The sequence below is a fragment of the Exiguobacterium sp. s127 genome, assembly GCF_018618695.1.
Lineage (GTDB): Bacteria > Bacillota > Bacilli > Exiguobacteriales > Exiguobacteriaceae > Exiguobacterium_A > Exiguobacterium_A oxidotolerans.
In genome coordinates, this window is sequence record NZ_JACSMO010000043.1 from 1 (window position 1) to 238 (window position 238).

1 rRNA gene is annotated in these 238 nt (G+C 48.3%); it reads left to right on the plus strand.

Annotation, left to right across the window (positions count from 1 at the left end):
* Nucleotides 1-141: 141 nt before the first annotated feature.
* A 5S ribosomal RNA gene (rrf, locus tag KNP98_RS15980) occupies nt 142-238 on the plus strand; the annotation flags it as partial.

Genomic DNA, 238 nt, shown 5'->3' on the forward strand with positions numbered 1-238 from the left:
GGTGACATGCGGAGCTGAGTGATACTAATCGGTCGAGGCCTTGTTCTAGCAGATGATTGTTGATGACTTCAGTTTTGAGGGCGCGAGCCTTTCAAAAAAAGTGCTTGACGTTATGGAAACATAATGTTAAGATAATAGATGTCTGGTGGCGATAGCCAAGTGGTCACACCCGTTCCCATGCCGAACACGGAAGTTAAGCACTTGAACGCCGAAAGTAGTTGGGGGCTTCCCCCTGTGA